This window comes from Vreelandella neptunia (genome assembly GCF_000712975.1).
Lineage (GTDB): Bacteria > Pseudomonadota > Gammaproteobacteria > Pseudomonadales > Halomonadaceae > Vreelandella > Vreelandella qaidamensis.
This window is the reverse complement of the sequence record NZ_JHQL01000007.1, coordinates 73,628-90,605: the sequence shown is the minus strand read 5'-3', so window position 1 is coordinate 90,605 and position 16,978 is coordinate 73,628. Positions and strand designations below refer to the sequence as shown.

Here is a 16,978-nt window from a genome sequence, read left to right as displayed (position 1 = left end):
TTGATAAAAGGATGTTTATGACTGATCCTACCCAAAGCACATATGTGCTAGATGCACTCGCCGAGGTCTTAAAGCAGCGCCGCCATGCTGATGCAGAAGATTCTTATGTTGCCTCCTTGCATCACAAGGGTTTGAACAAGATACTCGAAAAGGTTGGCGAAGAAGCAACCGAAACGGTGCTGGCTGCTAAAGATGCCGAACACGGTAATGATCAACAGCGTCAAGCGTTGATCGCTGAAACCGCCGACCTGTGGTTTCATAGCTTGGTGATGCTGTCGCACCTTGATCTTGATCATCAATGCGTTTTAGATGAGCTAGCACGGCGGTTTGGTATTTCTGGCCATGATGAAAAAGCGTCCCGTACACAACGTTAACCTGTCCCAATGAGGAAATGCATATGTTAGGTGGTATCAGTATTTGGCAGTTGCTGATTGTTCTGGGCATTATCATCCTGATTTTCGGCACCAAGAAACTGCGTAATGTGGGCACCGACTTAGGTGGTGCAGTCAAAGGCTTTAAAAAAGCAATCAACGAAGAAGAGAAAGATGCTGACAAAAAAGATGCCGACCAACCTCAGGCAAAGGTAAGCCACGAAGAGGCTGGTAACACCTACGATGTTCAAGCAGAAGAGAAACGTGCAGCCGAAGGGCGACCCACAGAACGTAACGAAGAGCGCAAATAACCCATGCTGGATATCGGCTTTCTTGAACTAATGCTGATTGGAATCGTCGGGCTTCTGGTGCTTGGCCCGGAACGCCTGCCAAGAGCCGCTCGCACAGCAGGCATGTGGATCGGTAAAATCAAGCGAACGGTATCCGGCATGCAGCGCGAAATTAGCGCCCAGCTGGAAGCAGAAGAGTTACGTCAAAAACTCAACGAGCAGCAAAAAAAGCTCGATGACAGCCTGAAGAAAGCCAAACAGGATGTTGAGGGCATTGTCGAACCGTCCGCTTCTGCTGCAAAACCTTCTTCACACTCTACGTCGTCTGACAGCCAAAATGATACCGAACAGCGGGTTGCTAACGCCAGCGCACGTCTAGACGATGCTTTGCAGACGGTACGTGAAGAAGCGCCAGCCGCGTCTACATCGACATCTTCATCACCCGCCACCTCAACGCCCCACCAAGCTACTTCCGATGAGCTACGTGCGGTCAATGCGAGTAACGAAGCGTCTAGCCAGGCTAATTTCCAGGCGGATGTTAACAAGACAGATAGTAAAAACACAGATTGTAAAAAGGCAGATATTAAAAAGGATAGTAATCACCAATGAGCATGTCTGGCGATTCACATGAACCGCGTAATGAACAAGCCCAAGCGCCTCTTATTGAGCACTTAATCGAACTACGTACGCGGCTAATGAAAGCAGTCGTAGTCATATTAGTCGTGTTCCTTGGTCTTTACGCCTTTGCCAATGATATCTATAGCTTTGTGGCTGAGCCCTTAATGGCACTTTTGCCGGAAGGCTCACAGATGATCGCTACCGAGGTAGCCTCGCCTTTCTTGGCACCCTTTAAGCTCACCTTGGTAGTGGCCGTCTTTATCGCTATTCCCTTTGTGCTACATCAGGCATGGGCCTTTGTGGCACCAGGGCTGTACGATAACGAGAAAGCACTGGCGATTCCTATTTTAGTTTCAAGCATAGCGCTGTTTTACGCAGGTGCGGCCTTTGCTTATTATGTGGTCTTTCCGCTGTTATTTGAGTTTTTCACCCAGACTGGGCCGGAAGACGTTGCCGTAATGACCGACATTAACCAGTACCTTAACTTTGTACTGAAGCTGTTTTTCGCCTTTGGCGTTGCCTTTGAAATCCCCATCGCAACGTTTCTGCTGATACTGTCTGGCGCGACCACGGTCGAAAGCCTTTCCAAAAAGCGCCCCTACATTATTTTAGGTTGTTTCGTGGTGGGCATGCTGCTTACCCCTCCCGATATTATTTCTCAAAGTCTGTTAGCCATACCGATGTATCTACTTTATGAAGTGGGCCTACTGTTTGGCAGATTGGTACGCCGTAAGGCAAAGGCAGATGACGCTGAGGAACAAGAGACCTAAAAGCACTATTAAAGATACACTGCTCAAAAAAAGCCTCTGCCATTGAAAAATGACAGAGGCTTTTTGCTCTTCATACGAGAGGCTTTTTGCCCTTCATACGCATAGTTCGGTTACCTAGAGAGCACTAGCCCATCATTTCATCCATACGGTCTACCAACTTAAAAATACCTGTGGCGGCCTCGCTGATACGGGTGGCAAGCATATAAGCAGGCGTTGTGACTACCCGGTGCTCATGATCCACCACGATCTCTTCAACGCCGCAGCTACGATGCAGGCCACCCATCGCACTAATAGCACCTGAGACACCCGGATCATGGCCAACAGTAACGGCCACACCCTCGCCCAAAAGGCGTGGCACCAGAACCGGTGCAATACACATCAGACCAATGGGCTTTGCCTCTTCTTTAAAACCTATCAGTGCTTCTTTTACGCTCTCAAGTACCTGCATGTTGTCACCCTGATCGGCAAAATCAGACAGGTTTTTAGCGACACCAAACCCACCAGGCACAATAACCGCATCAAAGTCGTTAGCGTCTAGCTCAGTAATTGGACTAATATCACCACGAGCAAGGCGCGCTGACTCCTGCAGCACATTTCGCTGTTCACCATCTACAGGCTCTTGAGTTATATGGTTAATCACATGGTGCTGAGCGACATCCGGCGCAAAGCAACGATAGCCAATCCCCAACTGATCAAGGCGCAGCAGCGTTAACGTTGTTTCGTAGATTTCAGAGCCATCAAAAACGCCGCAGCCTGCTAATACGATTGCTACCTGTTTTGTCATACTTATCTCCTTGTTGTAGCGCTTATTATCGCGGTTAAATCGTCGCCGCTTTGCGTCGCCGAGCAGCTCACTTTAGTCAGTCTATAAAGCCACTACAAGCCAGCTATCACAAGCTCGCTTTCGCTGTAGTACAAGACTGATATACTCACATTAAGCCTTTTAGGGCATCCACTTCGTGACTGTTTGGAGAACGCCGTTGAACACCTCTGCCCCCCGCCACTTCCCTGCTACACGACTACGCCGTATGCGACGTGACGATTTCTCCCGTCGCTTAATGCAAGAGTCAACATTAACGCCCAATGATTTGATTTTGCCGGTTTTCGTACTCGAAGGCGAAAATCAGCGTGAAGCGGTTGCCTCTATGCCTGGTGTTGAGCGTCTTTCCATCGATCTGTTGATTGAGCAAGCACGGGAAGCTTATGCGCTCGGCATTCCCGCTTTAGCTCTATTCCCTGTTATCGGTGCAGAGCAAAAAAGCGAGTTGGCAGAAGAGGCTTATAACTCCAGCGGCCTTGTACAGCGCAGCGTGCGGGCGCTAAAAGAAGCGCTCCCTGAGCTTGGCATTATTACCGATGTGGCTCTTGATCCGTATACCAGCCACGGCCAGGACGGCATTCTTGATGAGCATGGCTATGTGCAAAACGATCGTACGGTAGACACCCTGCTCAAACAGGCGCTCTCTCATGCCGAAGCAGGTGCCGATGTAGTAGCGCCTTCCGATATGATGGACGGTCGTATCGGTGCCATTCGCCAAGTGCTAGAGCAGGAACACCTGCATAATGTGCGCATTATGGCGTATAGCGCCAAGTATGCCTCTAAATATTATGGCCCCTTCCGCGACGCCGTGGGCTCTGCCGCCAACCTTGGCAAAGCGGATAAACGCACTTACCAAATGGATCCTGCCAATAGCGATGAAGCGCTGCATGAAGTCGCTATGGATATCGCCGAGGGTGCCGATATGGTGATGGTGAAACCCGGCATGCCTTACTTAGATATTGTACGTCGTGTAAAAAGCGAACTTCAGGTACCTACGTTCGCTTACCAAGTGAGCGGCGAATACGCAATGCATCGCGCCGCTTTCGATAATGGCTGGCTTGAGGCTGAACCAGTGATTCTTGAATCACTAATGTGCTTCAAACGAGCAGGAGCCGACGGCATCTTGACGTATTTTGCGTTAGAAGCTGCACGCTTGTTACAACGATAAAATAACGTCTTACGCTTTAAAGATGACAAACAGGTGACACCTATTTGTCATCTTTTCCCGGCATACTCCCATTAACAATAGTTATCAACGATAGTTATTAACAAGAGCTATCAGGCTATGATGGGTATGAACCACCACCGGGGGCAACCATGGACGATCAGTCAATAGATTCCACTCCAGCAGTTTCAAACGAGCCCACCAGTAGCGAAGGTGATATTTTACCATTGCGCATTAATCGTACGCCTACTGGCGTTCACGCCAGAGAATCGCACTCAGAAGCTGACTTGGATGACCCTCAGCTTTATTTCAATCGTGAACTGTCCCATCTGCAGTTCAATATTCGCGTACTTGAACAAGCACTTGATGATGCGCATCCGCTACTCAATCGGCTGATGTTTTTGCTGATATTTTCATCCAACATGGATGAGTTTTTTGAAATCAGGGTTGCTGGGCTTAAACACCAAATGGCACTAGGTGACGATACCACTGCCGCCGATGGTCGCTTGCCTAAAGCTTTACTAGCTGAAATTTCCGAAATCGCGCATCAGCAAATTGCACGTCAATACCAGATATTAAATGATATTTTGCTGCCTGCCTTAGAAGCGCAAGGCCTACGTTTCCGTCGTCGCGATCAGTGGACCGACGAACAAAAAGCCTGGGTACATGCGTTCTTTGATAATGAAATCATGCCGGTGATCAGCCCTATCGGCCTAGATCCTTCGCACCCATTCCCACGGCTAGTTAATAAAAGCCTCAACTTCATTGTTGAACTAGAAGGAAAGGATGCCTTTGGTCGCGCTGGTGGCATGGCAATCCTTCCTGCGCCTCGCTCGCTGCCTCGCTTAATGGCGTTACCAAAGGAGCTGTGCGCTGAAGGTTTTTCTGAGTATATTTTCTTATCGTCGATGATTCACGCCCATGCCGAGGAACTATTCCCCGGTATGCGTGTGCGCGGTTGTTATCAGTTCCGGCTGACCCGCAATGCCGATATGACCGTCGACCCCGAAGAAGTCTCAGATCTGGCATCTGCGTTACGTGGCGAACTATTGGCGCGTCGCTATGGTAGTGGCGTAAGGCTTGAGGTTGCCGACAATTGCCCAGATGACTTAACCAGCTTTTTATTACGTCAGTTTGAATTAGAAAATAGCGATTTATACCGTGTCCAAGGGCCGGTGAATTTGACTCGCATGATGGCTGTATTGGGCGATGTCGACCGCCCGGAGCTACTTTACCGCCCTTATTCGCCTAGCGTGCCAAAAGCACTGAAAGGCGGCAGCCTGTTTAGTGCGATTGCCAAAAGCGATATTTTGCTCCACCACCCGTTCCAGTCCTTTTCGCCTATCGAAGATTTACTGCGCGAAGCCGCCCGCGACCCAGACGTACTGGCCATCAAGCAGACGTTGTATCGCACTGGTGCTGATTCAACAATAGTCAGCGCGCTAGTCGATGCCGCTAGCCAAGGTAAAGAAGTTACCGTAGTTATTGAGCTACGGGCACGGTTTGATGAGGCGGATAATCTACAGCTAGCATCACGCTTGCAAGAAGCTGGCGCCATTGTGATTTACGGCATTATGGCCTATAAAACCCACGCTAAAATGCTGCATATTGTGCGGCGTGAGAAAGGCGAACTGCGCCACTACGCACATTTAGGCACTGGCAACTACCACTCTAAGACCGCAAAACTGTATACCGATTACAGCCTACTGACCGCCAATAAAGCGCTATGCGCCGATGTACATAAAGTCTTCCAGCAGCTTTCTGGCATGGGCCGCGCGCGTAAGATTGATACGCTGTTGCACGCGCCCTTTACACTTCACGAGCGCTTAGTCGAAATGATTGATCGTGAAGCTCAGGTGGCGCTTAGGGGTAAGCGTGGGCATATTATTATTAAGTGCAATTCACTCACCGAACCCAAGCTTATCAAGGCGCTATATCGTGCATCTCAAGCAGGCGTCGAGTGTGACCTGATTATTCGTGGTATGTGTTGTTTGAAACCCGGTGTTGAGGGTATATCAGATAATATTCGCGTAAGGTCGATTATTGGTCGTTTTTTAGAACATACCCGCGTTTTCCACTTTCACAACGACGGCAAATCAGAGACCTGGTGCTCAAGCGCTGATTTTATGTCACGCAATATGTTTCATCGCGTAGAAACCTGCTTTCCGCTGCTGGATAAAAAGCTGGCCACGCGGGTGCGTAAAGACTTGGAGACCTATCTAGTCGATAACTGCCAAAGCTGGCTGCTTAAAAGCGATGGCAGTTATCAGCTACAAGACCCTGGCAATGGTGACGCGATTAGTGCCCAGGAAACGCTGCTCTATGCCTATGCCTCAAAAAGCTAGCCATCACCGCTAGATACACAATAAGCCCCGTTGCCTGTTGCAGCGGGGCTTAATTAAATGGCAATTAGCTATGTAGTCAGAATTAGCTTTTGGCACCCATACTTACTTATCTAGCGGATGATCGGTTAATGCTGGTTCTACCACGTTACGCTTATCGTCTTTACGCATAACGCTCACGCAGTTGATTTGCAGCTTCCACCATATTAGCCAATGCAGGCTCCACTTCTGCCCAGCCACGGGTTTTCAGACCACAATCAGGGTTTACCCATAGCCGCTCAGCAGGAATTTTTTCCAGCGCTTTTTCCATCAACGCCACCATCCATGCGACATCTGGAATATTGGGCGTATGGATATCATAAACTCCCGGCCCAATTTCGTTCGGGTAAGCAAAATCCTGGAAAGCGTCCAGCAGTTCCATATCGGAACGTGAGGTTTCAATGGTGATCACATCCGCATCTAGCGCGGCGATGGCCACAATGATGTCGTTAAACTCCGAGTAGCACATATGCGTATGAATTTGGGTGCTGTCTGCAACGCCTGCAGCGCTTAGCTGGAAGCTTTCTACTGCCCAATCCAAATAGGATTGCCACTCGTTCTGCCGCAGCGGTAAGCCTTCACGTAGCGCGGGCTCGTCAATTTGAATGATCTGAATACCCGCTTTTTCCAAATCGACAACTTCGTCACGCAGTGCCAGCGCAATCTGACGGCAGGTGGTTGCACGGGGCTGATCATTACGCACAAACGACCATTGTAAAATCGTCACAGGCCCTGTCAGCATGCCTTTCATGGGTTTTTCGGTGAGCGATTGAGCGTATTCACTCCAGCAAACGGTCATTGGTTTGGGGCGAGAAACGTCACCGAAAATAATCGGCGGTTTTACGCAGCGGGAGCCATAGCTTTGCACCCAGCCAAAGCGCGTAAAAGCAAAGCCATCAAGTTGTTCACCAAAGTACTCCACCATGTCGTTGCGCTCGGCTTCACCGTGAACGGGCACATCTAGACCAAGCGCTTCCTGGCGCTCAACGACATATGCGATCTCTTCGCGCATACGCGCTTCGTAATCTGCCTGGCTCAGCTCACCGGCTTTAAATGCCCGACGGGCGGCGCGTATTTCACCTGTTTGCGGAAAAGAGCCAATGGTGGTGGTGGGAAACAGTGGCAGTGCAAGCGCTCGACGCTGAGACACGCTGCGCTGGGCATAAGGCGACTGACGCTGACTATCTTGAGCCGTTATCGCCGACAAACGGCCACTCACGGCAGGCTGATGAATGCGACGCGATTCCCGGCGCGTATCCAAGGCACGCGTTGCCTCACTCACCCGCTGTTCATCAACAGGTGTGGCTCGGTTATCAATCAGCCGGGTAAGAGTCACTACTTCATCCAGTTTTTGACGCGCAAATGCCAACCAGCTGGTTAGTTCACTATCCAGTTCAGTTTCTTGAACCAAGTCTACCGGCACATGCAACAATGAGCAGCTGGGTGCCAGCCATAGTCGCTGCCCTAAACGTACTTTTAGGGGCAGCAGACGCTCTCTTAGGGCCGCCAAATCAGCACGCCAAATATTACGCCCATCCACCAAGCCAATCGAAAGCACTTGATGAGGGCTTAAACGATCAACCACGCTCTCTACCTGTTCGGCTGCACGAACAGCATCAATATGCAATCCCGCTACTGGCAGGCGTGTCGTAAGCGAAAGGTTATCACCTAACCCACCAAAGTAAGTGGCAACAAGCAATTTTAGCGGGGCGGATTGTAGGCGATGATAAGCACGCTCGTAAGCCTGTTGCCACGCTAAGGGCAGGTCTTGCACCAAAGCAGGCTCGTCTAGCTGCACCCACTCAATGCCTTGTGTCGCTAAGCGTGAAAGAACTTCGCTGTATACATCCAGTACACTATCCAACAAGCTCAGCCGATCGAACTCACCACCTTTGGCTTTACCCAACCACAGCCAAGTGAGCGGGCCAGTCAGCGTCACTTTCGGCGTAAAACCTGCCTGTAAGGCCTCATTAACTTCGTTGAATAAGCGGTCAGATGCTAAAGTAAACGCCTGCCCATCATGCAATTCAGGGACTAGGTAATGGTAATTAGTGTCAAAATACTTAGTCATTTCACAGGCGGCGGCAGGCTCACCGCTTGGGGCTCGGCCACGGGCCATACGAAAAGCGGTATCTAAATCAACGTTGCCTTCACTCACTTCGTGCTGCGCATTAAAACGTGCGGGGACCGCTCCCAGCATGACGGAAACATTAAGTACTTGGTCATAAAACGCAAAATCGCCAACGCTGACAAAGTCGAGGCCAGCGTTTTGCTGGGTCTGCCAGTGAGAGAGCCTCAATGCCTGCCCTGTTGTTTCAAGCTCGTTCCGTGAGATGTCTCCTTTCCAATAGGCTTCGGTGGCTTTTTTAAGTTCGCGCTGAGCGCCAATCCGGGGATAGCCGAGAATATGAGAAACTGTCATGATGGAACCTTTAAACATGAATGATTTCGCACAGTCTGCTTATCTTAAAATCATGAATCAAACTAAAGTTTTTAATACAAAACATGAAAAATACTCACAATGATTGAATTACGCCATTTGCGCACGCTGCTCGCCCTGCGGGAAACCGGTTCTTTAGTGGAGGCTGCAGAGCGGGTTCACCTAACCCAGTCGGCGCTTTCCCATCAGTTAAAAGATTTGGAAGGCCGCGTTGACAGCGCACTGTTTGTACGTAAAACACGCCCAGTGGAATTCACTAGAGCGGGGCTTCGCCTGTTGGCACTGGCAGATGAGATTTTGCCTGAAGTACGTAAGGCTGAGCGTGACTTAGCGCGCTTGGCAGGTACGGAGCAGGGTCGGCTGCATATGGCCATCGAGTGCCACAGCTGTTTCCAATGGCTGATGCCAACCGTGGATTACTTTCGCGATCACTGGCCAGAGGTCGAAATTGATATCCCCAGTGGCCACCACTTCGACCCGCTGCCTGCCCTTGCTAGAGAGCAGTTAGACCTGGTGATCACCGCCGATCCTCAGCCATTGGAAGGAGTACACTACGCGCCGCTGTTTCGTTATGAAGGTCTGCTAGCGGTTGCTCGGCAGCACTCTTTTGCAGGCCGTCCGTTTATCGAACCAAAAGCATTAGCCGAGGAAACACTAATCACCTATCCGGTCGAACACGCTCGGCTGGATGTGTTTACCCAATTTTTGGCTCCCGCCAATGTTCGACCAAAAGAAATCCGCACTGCAGAGCTCACCATCATGATGATGCAGCTCGTTGCCAGCGGTCGAGGCGTCTGTGCACTGCCCAACTGGGCACTCACCGAGTATTTAGAGCGGGATTATGTTAGCGCCGTAAAACTGGGCGAGAACGGCATTTGGAGCACGCTTTATGCCGCTATTCGAGAGGAGAATTTAGAAGCGCCTTGGATGCAGGACTTTTTGCGCACCGCTAAAGAGACCTCATTTGCAGTGCTATCAGGCATTAAGCCGGCGACTCGCGACGAGGAATCAGCAACGTAAAACGCGCGCCACCAAGTGTAGGGCTGGTATCAACAGTGACGCTACCCCCGTGGCCTGCCATAATTTTTTGCACAATGGACAGACCCAATCCATAACCACCAGAACTACGTGCGCGGCTATTATCGAGTCGAGCAAACGGCTTAAAAATATCACCGCGGGCCTCAGGCGGTATGCCGGGCCCATCATCTTCAATATCGATACGCACCAGGTGAGGTTCGTCACACAAACGAATCACGACGTGGGACTTGGCATGGCGGCAAGCATTGCTGACTAGGTTTTGCAGTGCGCGCTGTAAATAACGTGGCTCTGCGTAAAGTTCAACCTCTGAGTTGCTTTCTAACGTTAATGATAAACTTTGGTGAAGCGGTGACAGCGTATCAATAACGCGCTCGGCCATTGCCCGACACTCAACCAGCGCCATTTCCAACTCTACGCCATTAATGGATTCCCCTCCTAAACGCGCGTAGGTGAGAATTTCATCAACCAACTCGTCTAGCTCGGCGATATCAGCATCAATTCCCTGAAGCTGACGACGAATCGCAGGCTGATCCGTCATATCTTCGACCATTTGTACTGCAAAGCGTATGCGAGCGACCGGCGTGCGTAATTCATGAGACACTGCACGAATCATCTCTTGTTGGCCTCTTAGCAAACTTTGGACCTGATTCGCCATGCCATTAAAGGCCATGCCTACTCGACCTAAAAAATCACCGCTCTCTACTTTTACACGGGTTTCCAAACGGCCACTGGCGATTCTGGTTGCCGCTAGCTCTAAACGCGCCATGCGCGCTTCGATACTGCGCATAATTAAGTAAATAATCAGGCTGAGCACCACCATCAACCCTACCAGTAAAGGAAGGTGCAAGTTGACCGGCAGCGTATCACCGCGAGAGGTTGGGCCAGCCTGTAACCATTGGTTCTCGCCTGGCAGTTGATAAATTAGCAACAAGGAAAGCTTATCCGAAACCAAACGCGTCAGCACACCTCCTAACGCGAGCTGAAACTGCTGCTCTGAGGTGAGCCCGTGAGGGGCAGTAACAAGCAGTGAAAGCGGCCAGCTGCCAGTGTTCAGAGAAGCCAAAGCGTCAGCTCTTGCTTCAGGAGGCATACTGGCAAGCCAGTCTCCAATCAATACCATACTGCCTTGCCACTGTTGCTCACTCCACGCGGCAAACGTCGCTTCTAGCATCCACTCATCATTGGGTATGCGTTGCCGCAGCTTCCAAGGGTCTCCGGTCACTAAAACGGACCCCCGCTCGACACGCGATCGTTCAAAGTAATTCAGCTCTGCATCTTCAATTCGTTGAAGTGAGAGTTGCATGCCGAGCTGTTCTGAAAAGCGCGCAAGTGAGGCTTCTCTTTCAGCCACTTGGCTTGACGCTAGCTGCTGCGTCATTAACGACATAGGTAACGCGGCGAGTTGTTCACGATAATCTTCGCGACGAACCTGCTCAATAAAAGAGCGCCCACCCAGCGCAATAAAAAACACGACGCAAAGTGCCAAGCCCAGCAGAAGATAAAATCTCAAAAAAGAACCGTGGCCCAACACTCGCCGCATACGGTTAACCTCGCTCGATTAATTAACTATCTTTAACAAAAAGATAACCTTTGCTGCGCACCGTTTTAATGCGGTGTGGCTGATTAGGATCATCGCCTACTTTGGGACGAATACGCGATACGCGATACGCGAACATCGATCGAACGATCCTGTCCATCGTATTTGATACCACGCAGCTCATTGAAAATTTCTTCGCGCGTCAAGACTCGCCCCGCGTTGCTTGCCAATAGCCACAGTAGATCAAACTCGGCACTGGTAAGGTCAATGCGCTCGCCAGAAAGCCACGCTTCGCGGGTGGCGTTATCTATCTCTAGATTTTCGAAGCGCAAGCGCATTTCACCACCGGGTGCAGGCGCATCCGCGCGACGAAGTAACGCCCGCATACGCGCTAAAAGCACACGAGGTTGAACCGGTTTAGGCACATAGTCATCAGCCCCCATCTCCAAGCCCAGCACTTGATCAAGATCATCAGTACGGGCCGTTAACATCATAATAGGGCCGGCAAAATTAGGCCGTACACGACGACAAATAGCCAAGCCATCTTCACCCGGTAGCATTAAGTCAAGAATCACCAAGTCAGGCTGAAGCGTTAAAATACGATCAACGCCTTTAGCCCCATCCGCCTCCAGCGTCACTTGAAAGCCATTCGCTTCTAGGTAGTCGCGAGTAAGCTCTGCCAAACGCTGGTCATCTTCAATAATCAACACATGATCTTGATCGGGATAATCTGGTGTTACGGCGTCTTGAGCCCCAAGCGCCTGAAATTGCTGTTCCAAGTGGTCTACCATCCTGTATGTTCACTCCGCTTAGGCAGTTTGTGTTATCACCCGCTCACCCTTACATAACCGCAGGCTGTAATATTTCCCAGGATACCTCAAAACCACTCAAACGCCTGCCCCTTGGCTATTTCCTAATCGTATATTCAATGATTTGCCTGCTAGGTACCTTGATTCTGAAGCAACCAAGCGCTAATGTGAGTTGGCTAACTGTCGGCAATCTGACAGGAGGAGGATTTCATGGGAAACAGCAAAGCCAAAAGTATTATCAAACGTGTTTATGTACCCACCCAAGTGCGCGACTTGCCTAATGGGGAAAAGCTAACGATTCCTGGGCATTACAAGGCACCTCCACGCGGGTAAAACGATTGATGCGCTCATCCACGTTGCGCTTCATTAAGTAACCTAATAGTTGGGTTACTAAAAAGGCAGCCCACCATAGTGGACTGCCTTTTATTATTTAGAGATAGCGTGTTGCTCGCTACCCTTTGGGACCAAGTAGAAACCACGCGATCAGCCCAACCAGTGGAAAAAACAATAACGCCAAGATCCACAATAGCTTTGCAAGGCCACTGGCTGAACTCTTAGCGACTTTAACAATGGCCCATATAACGATAATCAGCCAAATAAGACCCAGTAATCCACCTACTTCAATACCCATAACGACTCCTTAGCGGGTTTACTTCCATGAATTTTCAGCTAAGCACATCGTGCCGATGCCGACAAGTAAGTTTCACTCTTTAGGCAGGCTTAGCAGCATTTCTCCACTACGTATCTCAATCGTTAATAAATTAAGAAAACTCATGCCCAGCAGCACAGTGTCGTTCTCCATACCGGGGCTTATAGAGCCTTGCACATCATTCATACGTATGTTGCCTAAAACCACTTCATTTAACTGTGTCAACGTTCCCTCTGCACGCCCATTTGCAGTGTTAAACCATGCACTGCGCCCTGGCGACAACCCCAGCTCGCTAGCTAAGTTGCCGGGTACTGCAACATAGGTAGCTCCAGTGTCCAACAAAAATGTAACCGGTTTACCATTAATTTTACCTGGCGCTTCAAAATGGCCTGCACGGTTGCGCGTTAAACTAACAGGCCCATCCTCGGGAGAGGCATACATTACATGGGCATTCGGGGTCATTACCTTTTCAAAACCCCCATCCAGCAGCCATGTACCCCCGGCCAATAGTAGCATCCAAAAGAGTAGCATTAGGGCGATACCACCACGCTGCATAGCGAGGATTTTCATATGCCACCTCCGAGCTAAACGCTCCTTTCCCAGGCGAGTGCAGCATCGCGCCCCCGTTGTTCATTAACCACAGCGCATATCAGCATCGCGATAACAAACAGTGCCACACATAGTAGGATAGACGCTTGCAGACCAATTAACGTTTGCAAAACGCCTAGCATGACAATTCCAAATACCCCTGCCAATTTATTAGCAAGCCCCCAAAAGCCGAAAAACTCGGCGGACTTCTCCAGTGGCGAAAACAAGCCTACCAGCGCCCTGCTGGCTGACTGGCTAGACCCCAGGCTAAGACCTGCCAAACAGCCAACTACCAGGAAAACGTGCTGTGCCTGCCACTCTACGGCATAACGGCTATTCACCCAGTCGGTTAGCTCTGGCGTCGCCCATATTGCGATAATAGCGATGACCCAAAGTGCCAAGGTCATTTGATATGTGCGTTTAGCACCCAGCTTATCCTGTAGAAACCCGAACCCCAACGCGCCTGCCGCTGCCGTTACTTGCACAATAATAAACATAATATTGCGCACACCCTCTTCCCAACCAATTACTTGAGCGCCATAAATAAAGGCAAACGCAATAATGATGTAGACACCTGCCATCGAGAATAGCAGCGAGACTAAGAAGATGGTTAAGTCTTTAAAATAGCGCAGCTCGGCAAACGTTGAACGCACACGCTGCATCGCAATACGTCGATAGGAAACACCATGGGGCTGAGGAACACCACGCTCTTTCATCCACAGAAAAGTGGGTATAGCCGCCACCAAGAAAAAACCTGCAGCAAAGGGCCCCACCCAACGTATGCGCTCAAAGTTGTCGGCGGTGGCCTCCCCCAGCACCATCAGTGTAAAACCAGCAGCAAAAAGGCCTCCAATATAGCCAAGCGCCCAACCAAATCCTGAAATTTTACCTAGCGCATCAGGCGGCCCTAACTCTGGCAAAAAAGCGGCAATAAACGACTCACCCATCGAATAAGCGTAGTTTGACAGTATGATTAACAGCAGCCCCACCACCACATAGCCAGGCTCAACAAAGTACAGCATGGCAGTAGTTGCCACGGTGGCGAGGTAACTAATTAATAAAAATCGCTTTTTTTCTGCTCGATAATCCATCACCGCGCCGCATAGCGGGGCAGTTAATACGACCATGAGATAGCTCAATGCCAACGCGAGACTCCACAAAAAATTCGCTAGGCGAAAGCCATCTCCTCGATCGCCTACAATGACCGTTGTGAAAAGCTCTCCAAACACAACGGTGATAATCAGCAAGGTGTAAGCTTGGTTGGCAAAATCAAACATTGCCCAGCCAAATATTTCACGTCGCGATGCGTAGGTGGGAGCAACCTTGGCGGGGTTAGCAGGCAGCATGCAGGCTCTCTCAAAAAGTGTGTAGTAGCGTCATCACCATATTAACGGCAGTTAGTTCATGACGATAAGATGGCATGTGTTTATTCAGAAAAGCGGCTTAACCGCGGTCGGGGCCTTAAAAACAAACGCTCGGCATAGCCGAGCGTAACGCGCTGATCGTTGTTGCTGAACCATCCATGGCAATCCAATTCATAGCAACCAGTGGGCTGCCACGGCCGCAGTACCCACCACCATCGCTGTGACCACAGCAACGGTGACAATGCGATCCAGCCAGCGATCAAAAACCACTCTTTTGGGCTTTTTCCTCGTGGCACCGTGGTGTCCTTGCCGGGCCATTAGCACGCCTTGTCCATGTGTGCGTTCCCTGTAAATAAGCGAATGATTTAGCTATTAATACGCCGATTGACGACGTTTGGAGCACGGCGTAGGCGCTCTTCTTCACCCAACTGCTCCGCTTCAAACGCATCGGCACCCACTGGCGTTTCCCCATGGCGACGATATAACTGCGTCAGCATCGCTTTGCGGTCAGCCCTTAGCTCGCGAACTAACACTACAATCATCATATACAAAATAAAGGTAAACGGTAATGCTGAAAGCACTGCTGCCGACTGGAGACCAGAAAGCCCCCCCGCCACTATTAACGTTAAGCAAATCGCCGCGATCAAAACTCCCCAAATAATGCGCTTGTATAGAGGTGGATTGATAGAACCGTTATCGGTCATTTGCGCCACGATATAAGACGCAGAGTCAGCTGACGTTACCAGGAAAATAAAGATAAGCATCATAGCTACTACCGACAATACCCCGGTGAAAGGCATCAGCTCGAACATCTCGAATAACGCTACGGTAATATTGGCTTCAGTAGCGGCCGCCAACCCTACATCACTGCCCGACATTTCCAAATTAAGCGCAGCACCGCCAAATACGCCAATCCATAAACAGGCCAATAGCGGCGGCACAAACAGTACGCCAAAGACATACTCCTTAATCGTACGACCTCGAGAAACCCGTGCCACAAAGGTACCGACAAAGGGAGACCAGGCAATCACCCATGCCCAATAGAAGATAGTCCAGCTGCTCGCCCACTCGTTATCGCTATAAGGGGAAATCCGCAGACTCATACCGATAAAATTTTGTAAGTAATCACCAATACCTAAGGTAATAGTCTCTAAAATAGCAACGGTAGGGCCGGTAATTAACACATATAGCATCAAGCCAATACATAAAATCATGTTTAGGTTTGATAATCGCTTAATCCCTTTATCCAAGCCTGACCAGGTCGATGCCATATAAGCACAGAACATGACAAACAGAATAACAAACTGCCAAAAGCCATTTTCCGGCAAACCGAACACCGCATTAAGGCCACCATTCATTTGCAACACACCTAAACCAAGCGAAGTGGCAACCCCCATAACGGTGGCAACCACGGCAAAAATATCCAACCATGATGCGTAAGGGCGAACGCGGGGATGTTTAGCCGTCACCGAAGAGAGTACAGAAGACACCAGCCCGGCTTGCCCTTTCCGAAATTGAAAGTAGGCAATAATCAAGCCCACAACAGAAAACGCCGCCCACTGGTGGATGCCCCAGTTAAAGTAGCTGTATTGGATGGCATAGCGTGCGGCAGCATCCGTTTCGGCAGGAACATCGCCATAAGGGGGATTAATATAGTGAGTCATTGGCTCAGCCATCCCATAGAACACCAGCCCGACGCCAAAACCGGCAGCCAGCAACATGCTAATCCAAGAGAAAAAACTGTAGCTAGGCGTGCTATCTTGAGGGCCAAGACGCACTTTTCCGTACTTACTCAGTGCAAGTCCGATCAAAAAAACCACAAAACCAAATACTGAAAATAAGTAAAACCAGCCAAACAGCTCAGTAATTGATGTAAGCGCTGCTTGGGCTGCATTACCAAAGCCTTCTGGAAATGCAGCGCCAATAATAACTAAGCCGAATATAATGATCGCTGATGCGACAAAAACCGACTTACCGCCATGATTTGCCATATAACCATCCTGTTAGATGAGCGTTGTGTACCATAATGCAAACGGTACAGATAAATGCTGGCATTATGAAATACCGAATGTATACCAGTTACTTAACATCAAACGTACCAAGTTAGGCCATTAACCTAACATAGGCATATAACGGGT

General features: G+C 49.8%; 16 protein-coding genes and 1 pseudogene. 8 read left to right on the top strand and 9 right to left on the bottom strand.

Annotation, left to right across the window (positions count from 1 at the left end; translation table 11 throughout):
* Positions 1-17 precede the first annotated feature (17 nt).
* From CR46_RS0117280 to tatC, 4 genes are read left to right on the top strand one after another with little or no spacing between them, the layout of a single operon-like run.
* Positions 18-374, top strand: a complete 357-nt coding sequence (locus CR46_RS0117280; protein WP_030074795.1) for a phosphoribosyl-ATP diphosphatase — start codon at positions 18-20, stop codon at positions 372-374.
* A gap of 23 nt (positions 375-397) precedes the next feature.
* A complete protein-coding gene (tatA, locus tag CR46_RS0117275; RefSeq protein ID WP_030074794.1) occupies positions 398-682 on the top strand; it encodes a Sec-independent protein translocase subunit TatA in 285 nt (94 codons plus the stop codon).
* Positions 683-685: 3 nt separating this feature from the next.
* Entirely contained in the window at positions 686-1,270 is a 585-nt protein-coding gene (tatB, locus tag CR46_RS0117270; protein WP_030074791.1) for a Sec-independent protein translocase protein TatB, read from the top strand.
* Positions 1,267-2,049: a twin-arginine translocase subunit TatC gene (tatC, locus tag CR46_RS0117265; RefSeq protein WP_030074790.1), complete on the top strand. Its 783-nt coding sequence runs from the start codon at positions 1,267-1,269 to the stop codon at positions 2,047-2,049. Before tatB ends, tatC begins: the two co-directional genes overlap by 4 nt.
* Positions 2,050-2,173: 124 nt before the next feature.
* On the opposite strand, the gene elbB is transcribed toward tatC, so the two are convergent.
* A complete protein-coding gene (gene elbB, locus CR46_RS0117260) occupies positions 2,174-2,833 on the bottom strand; it encodes an isoprenoid biosynthesis glyoxalase ElbB (protein WP_030074788.1) in 660 nt (219 codons plus the stop codon).
* Positions 2,834-3,029: 196 nt separating this feature from the next.
* Between elbB and hemB the strand changes: the two genes are divergently transcribed.
* On the top strand, positions 3,030-4,037 hold the full coding sequence (gene hemB, locus CR46_RS0117255; protein ID WP_030074786.1) for a porphobilinogen synthase: 1,008 nt from the start codon (positions 3,030-3,032) through the stop codon (positions 4,035-4,037).
* Positions 4,038-4,186: 149 nt separating this feature from the next.
* Positions 4,187-6,379 carry a polyphosphate kinase 1 gene (gene ppk1 / locus CR46_RS0117250; RefSeq protein ID WP_030074784.1) on the top strand — a complete coding sequence of 731 codons (2,193 nt, stop codon included), beginning with the start codon at positions 4,187-4,189 and terminating at the stop codon, positions 6,377-6,379.
* 160 nt (positions 6,380-6,539) lie between these two features.
* Here ppk1 and metE read toward each other — a convergent pair whose 3' ends face one another.
* A complete protein-coding gene (metE, locus tag CR46_RS0117245) occupies positions 6,540-8,837 on the bottom strand; it encodes a 5-methyltetrahydropteroyltriglutamate--homocysteine S-methyltransferase (protein WP_030074783.1) in 2,298 nt (765 codons plus the stop codon).
* Between the two features lie 99 nt (positions 8,838-8,936).
* On the opposite strand from metE, the gene CR46_RS0117235 reads away from it, so the two are divergent.
* A complete protein-coding gene (locus CR46_RS0117235; protein ID WP_030074781.1) occupies positions 8,937-9,875 on the top strand; it encodes a LysR family transcriptional regulator in 939 nt (312 codons plus the stop codon).
* Here the strand turns inward: CR46_RS0117235 and CR46_RS0117230 are convergent.
* Complete coding sequence (locus CR46_RS0117230; RefSeq protein WP_030074779.1) at positions 9,838-11,433, bottom strand: ATP-binding protein; 1,596 nt, start codon at positions 11,431-11,433, stop codon at positions 9,838-9,840. The genes CR46_RS0117235 and CR46_RS0117230 overlap by 38 nt on opposite strands.
* Before the next feature lie 22 nt (positions 11,434-11,455).
* Positions 11,456-12,221: pseudogene (locus CR46_RS17900) on the bottom strand (response regulator).
* 228 nt (positions 12,222-12,449) lie between these two features.
* Between CR46_RS17900 and CR46_RS18655 the strand changes: the two are divergent.
* On the top strand, positions 12,450-12,572 hold the full coding sequence (locus CR46_RS18655) for a hypothetical protein (protein ID WP_264018851.1): 123 nt from the start codon (positions 12,450-12,452) through the stop codon (positions 12,570-12,572).
* 118 nt (positions 12,573-12,690) lie between these two features.
* Here CR46_RS18655 and CR46_RS0117215 read toward each other — a convergent pair whose 3' ends face one another.
* From CR46_RS0117215 to CR46_RS0117195, 5 genes are all read right to left on the bottom strand, one after another.
* Positions 12,691-12,870 (bottom strand): PLDc N-terminal domain-containing protein, encoded by a 180-nt coding sequence (locus CR46_RS0117215; protein ID WP_030074777.1) that lies wholly within the window; start codon positions 12,868-12,870, stop codon positions 12,691-12,693.
* A 72-nt stretch (positions 12,871-12,942) separates the two neighbouring features.
* Entirely contained in the window at positions 12,943-13,458 is a 516-nt protein-coding gene (locus tag CR46_RS0117210; protein ID WP_030074775.1) for a retropepsin-like aspartic protease family protein, read from the bottom strand.
* Positions 13,459-13,472: 14 nt separating this feature from the next.
* Positions 13,473-14,822 (bottom strand): MFS transporter, encoded by a 1,350-nt coding sequence (locus CR46_RS0117205; RefSeq protein WP_030074774.1) that lies wholly within the window; start codon positions 14,820-14,822, stop codon positions 13,473-13,475.
* A 189-nt stretch (positions 14,823-15,011) separates the two neighbouring features.
* Positions 15,012-15,158 carry a hypothetical protein gene (locus CR46_RS18475; RefSeq protein WP_198023744.1) on the bottom strand — a complete coding sequence of 49 codons (147 nt, stop codon included), beginning with the start codon at positions 15,156-15,158 and terminating at the stop codon, positions 15,012-15,014.
* Positions 15,159-15,205: 47 nt separating this feature from the next.
* Positions 15,206-16,831: a BCCT family transporter gene (locus tag CR46_RS0117195; protein ID WP_030074772.1), complete on the bottom strand. Its 1,626-nt coding sequence runs from the start codon at positions 16,829-16,831 to the stop codon at positions 15,206-15,208.
* Positions 16,832-16,978: the final 147 nt, after the last annotated feature.